General features: G+C 40.3%; 4 protein-coding genes and 1 pseudogene. 4 read left to right on the top strand and 1 reads right to left on the bottom strand.

Annotation, left to right across the window (positions count from 1 at the left end; translation table 11 throughout):
• Positions 1 to 124 (top strand): annotated as a pseudogene (locus tag IM477_RS06355) (IS630 family transposase); the annotation flags it as partial.
• A gap of 12 nt (positions 125 to 136) precedes the next feature.
• On the opposite strand, the gene IM477_RS06350 reads toward IM477_RS06355, so the two are convergent.
• Positions 137 to 691 (bottom strand): hypothetical protein, encoded by a 555-nt coding sequence (locus IM477_RS06350; protein WP_287730971.1) that lies wholly within the window; start codon positions 689 to 691, stop codon positions 137 to 139.
• A gap of 156 nt (positions 692 to 847) precedes the next feature.
• Here IM477_RS06350 and IM477_RS06345 point away from each other — a divergent pair, with 156 nt between their 5' ends.
• From IM477_RS06345 to IM477_RS06335, 3 genes are all read left to right on the top strand, one after another.
• Entirely contained in the window at positions 848 to 1,129 is a 282-nt protein-coding gene (locus tag IM477_RS06345) for a DUF1345 domain-containing protein (protein WP_353737493.1), read from the top strand.
• Positions 1,130 to 1,157: 28 nt separating this feature from the next.
• Positions 1,158 to 1,931, top strand: coding sequence for a pyridoxal-dependent decarboxylase (locus IM477_RS06340; RefSeq protein WP_287730969.1), 774 nt, complete (start codon positions 1,158 to 1,160; stop codon positions 1,929 to 1,931).
• A gap of 100 nt (positions 1,932 to 2,031) precedes the next feature.
• Positions 2,032 to 3,783: a mechanosensitive ion channel family protein gene (locus IM477_RS06335; protein ID WP_287730967.1), complete on the top strand. Its 1,752-nt coding sequence runs from the start codon at positions 2,032 to 2,034 to the stop codon at positions 3,781 to 3,783.
• The last annotated feature ends 523 nt before the right edge of the window (positions 3,784 to 4,306 follow it).

Genomic DNA, 4,306 nt, shown 5'->3' with positions numbered 1-4,306 from the left:
TCGAGAATTTGAAAATAAAGAAGAACTGGAAAAAGTAGTCAATCAGCTTTTAAATGAAGGGGGATTGATTATTAAATGGAGTAGAAAACTTAAAAATAAGGGTAATGCTGTCAATGTAACTTAAATGCGTAAAAGCTTATTCAGGAGAAGACAGGTCGCAGAAAATCTGGCTGGCAATGGCTGCACTCCGGCGAATTTGTTCAATTTCGGAAAGATTTTGCCAATTTTCGGTGTCTATATTAGTTTCGCTCTGGCCACTACGCATAGTATAGGCGTAGGGACGAGCAAAAACCTGTAAATCTTCTGGAGACCATTGGGGAAAGAGATCGCTAAGACAAACAACAAGGCGATCAAGGTTGTCTAATTGACTATTCACTAGATTTTCAGCGCTTTCTACTAGACGATTTAAATGTTCGGCCGGCAATAAAGAGGCAAATTTATCAAAGATATTAGACCGGGGTGAAACGGAAACTGTCGGGAATTTTTGGTGTAAACTGTTAAAGAATCTATCAGCTTGTGCTTCGATCGCCGTCGCTTCCAGTCCTTCACACAGAGAAAAAGGCGTTTCTGTCAGGTCTAAGGGATCATGACTCTCAACAGCGGTTACATCCCAGGGATAGGTGACTTCTTCTTCGATCAGGATTGCCAGAAGTTCCGCGGTAATCTGTTCGGATAGGGATAAATGGCTCATAAATAACACTCCATATTTTAGCCTTTGTGGTGTTCAATGAGTAACTACATCTCGGTTTTGACAATTTCCGAAGCTATTAACAGACTCCTGGTGCAAGTCAGGCAGGAGGCACTCTTGCCATAGTAGCAATAATTAACCCTTTAAACAGGATTTAGTATTATTAGTGCTTGGTTAGCCAGACAACTGATCTACAGCCAAGAATATGCAGTGCGCTACTATCATGATGGTAAAGGCCTAGTTTTTCCCAATTGCGATCGACCCAATTGGACGGAATTTCTCTATCAAGGTTTTTGTATGGCGGCTTGTTATCAAACCTCCGATACAAGTATTAATAGTAAGGCGATGCGGCGACTGGTAGCAACCCAAGGGATGCTTTCCTATTTTTTATCCGTCTCGATTATTGCTATTATTTTGGGAATGATTGGTAATTTACTCTAAGCAAAAAAGATATTTTATTAAGGAAGTTATGGTTCATCAGAAAATTAATCTCGATCGCCTTAGTCCGGAAGAGGCAGTAATTACCCCCACCTATGCTTCCCGGGCCCTGACTTCCGCTGTACCTAAATACGAGATTCCCGAGGGAGAAATGCCGCCGGCGGTGGCCTACAATTTAATCCGCGATGAACTCGCCCTTGATGGTAATTCTCGCCTGAATCTGGCTACTTTTGTCACCACTTGGATGGAACCGGAAGCCAAACAATTAATGGCGGAAACCTTCGATAAAAACATGATCGACAAGGATGAATACCCACAAACTGCCGAAATTGAACTGCGTTGTGTGAATATGATCGCTAGACTCTGGAATGCTCCCGAAAGCGAAGCGGCAACCGGTTGTTCTACCATTGGTTCCAGTGAAGCGGCGATGTTGGAAGGCATGGCTTTAAAATGGCAATGGCGCAAACGCCGACAAAAAGAGGGTAAACCCACCGACAAACCTAATTTAGTCATGGGCATTAATGTGCAGGTTTGTTGGCAAAAATTCTGTCGTTATTGGGAGGTAGAACCGCGTTTTGTGCCGATGGAAGGGAATCGTTTTCATCTCAAGGCGACCGAGGCAATTAAACTAATTGATGAGAATACGATCGGGGTAATTGCAATTATGGGTAGTACCTTTGATGGTAGTTATGAACCCGTCCAAGAAATTAATGAGGTTCTAGAAACATTGAACAGAGAAACCGGCTGGCAAGTTCCCCTGCACGTCGATGGTGCTAGTAGTTGCAAGAATAGCTTTCAGATGTGAAAATTTCCCTCCTGTCTCAACCTAGAAGAGCTGCATCTCATCGAGGACAGTAATGCCTAAATATTACCCGAATACACACAAAAAAATCTGACTTAATCCTATGCAATTTGTACCAGTTTTCGATATTAATCAAAGATATTTAATGCTAACTACACCATCTAAAGCTAGAGGATGGATGAAAAAAATTGGGCATACTTTGGTAATATTTTTTGTAGTTTTACTACTGACTCTAACCTCCCCTCTTTTGGGAATAGCTCAAAATCCGACACAACCGGAAAATAAAATTGACGGCTTTCCAGTTATGTTAGATGGAAAAACTCTCTTTTTTATCCGGCGGGGAGTTTCTTCATTTTCGGCGGAGGAGAGAGCTAACGCTATTACCCGGAGAATTGAAAGAATTGCTCAAAATGATTCTATTCCTGTTGAGAACCTGACAATTAAGCAGATTCCTGATGATAACTCACTTTATTTAAGTGTAGATCAAGAAGTGATTCTAACGGTGACGGAGCGAGATGCAAAAGCCTATCGTTCAACGCCGAAGGTTTTAGCTCAACAAGCTTTACAAAAAATTCAGGTTGCTATCGCTCAATATCGCCAAGATCGAAAACCCGAACAACTACTTAAGAACATCATTTATACGGTTATAGCCACCTTTGCTTTCTTGATTATTAGCTTTGCAGTTATCAAAATTTCAGGGAAGCTATTTCCCTTTATTAGACGTTTGATTGAATCCTTGACACCGGGCATTCAAATCGGGAATGTTGAGATTATATCTTCCTCTAAAATCAGCTTTTTTTGGCTGCGAGTTCTTCGGATAATTCGCTTACTTGTTCTCTTTTTATTATTATTTAAATATGCTACATTTGTACTTCGTTTATTTCCCTGGACAAGAGTTTTTGGCGAGAGTATTTTAGGTTATTTTTCTCAATCATTAGAACTGGTTTTATCCTCCATTGGCCAATATCTTCCCAATGCCTTTATTATTGCCATAATCATTTTTATAACCTACTACTTAATCCGGCTAATCAAGCCCTTTTTTACAGCAATAGAAAGAGGAAATCTGGTTATTCCTGGTTTTTATACTGATTGGGCTAAACCTACTTACAATCTCCTATTAGTCATAATTATTGCCTTAGCAGCAATAGTGGCTTTTCCCTATTTGCCCGGTTTTGATTCCCCTGCTTTCCGCGGTGTTTCTGTTTTTCTTGGTCTTCTTTTATCCCTTGGTTCTACCTCGGCGATCGCCAATGTTATTGGGGGAATTATTCTTATCTATACCCGTGCCTTTCGCATCGGAGATCACATTCAAGTGGGAGATGTAATTGGCGATCTAATTGAAAAAAACTTCCTAGTCATTCGCATTTGCACTCCCACTAATAAAATCATTACTATTCCTAACTCATCTTTATTAAGTAGTAATGTGATTAACTTTAGTATTTCCTCGCGGGAATTAAACAGAAATCTAATTATTCAGACAACGATTACCCTAGGGTACGATCTGCCTTGGCGAAAAGCCCACAAAACCTTAATTGAAGCTGCTCTAGAAACTGTGCATATTCTCAAAGAACCCGCACCTTTTGTCCTGCAAACTAGCCTAGATAATTTTTACATCAGTTATCAATTAAACGCTTACACTAACCAACCCAATTTGATGGTAATAATTTATTCAGAACTCCATCAAAATATTCAAGACAAGTGTAATGAAGCTGGGATTGAGATTCTCTCTCCCAGTTACACCTCCCTACGAGATGGAAATACAACAACCATTCCCGAAAATTATTTACCTTCCGATTATGTTGCGCCTCCCTTTCGTGTTCAATCTTCAGACAATCAAGAAAACAACACATTTTGACACCAAATCCGTTTTTAAGCGCTTACTGTTGGCGGATTATTAATATAATGTTAATTGGGGCTTGATGAATAATGGTAAAACCCTTTTAAAATAAGGCTTTTGACCTGTTAAAGTCTGATGTTAGTGCAAGAAAATAGGATTGGGACTTTCAAAAACCTTGCATTATTCTTTTTATAGTACATCGCTTAGTACAGAAAACAAGGGCAACAAAGCCTGAAACGACCGGCTCCTGACTTCTGACTCCTGACTCCTGCCCCCAGGAAAAACTTTTTCAGCAGACCCTAATTGAGCTTAGAAGGAGATAAATCGATGACGGCATCCTATGAGCAGGACTTTCGACTTTGGGATTTGAGTCTTCACCCCGACATTTGAGATAAAATGCCTCTTAAGCTTAACTAAGTACCTAAGCAAAATTAATTACACATCTAAGCCACTACTCCGTCAGACTTCTGGTGTGAGGAAACAGTGAACTGAAAACTCAAATCCGATCCCTAATAGCTGTCTCCCGTCTCCCGTCTCCCGT

It is taken from the genome of Microcystis sp. M090S1, from assembly GCF_020246295.1.
GTDB lineage: Bacteria > Cyanobacteriota > Cyanobacteriia > Cyanobacteriales > Microcystaceae > Microcystis > Microcystis aeruginosa.
This window is presented reverse-complemented; position numbering and strand designations above follow the sequence as displayed.

Bases quoted from the DNA above. Each gene is read 5' to 3' on its own strand.
- IM477_RS06335 (WP_287730967.1), top strand. From the start codon at position 2,032: ATGCAATTTGTACCAGTTTTCGATATTAATCAAAGATATTTAATGCTA.
- IM477_RS06340 (WP_287730969.1), top strand. From the start codon at position 1,158: ATGGTTCATCAGAAAATTAATCTCGATCGCCTTAGTCCGGAAGAGGCA.
- IM477_RS06350 (WP_287730971.1), bottom strand. From the start codon at position 691: ATGAGCCATTTATCCCTATCCGAACAGATTACCGCGGAACTTCTGGCA.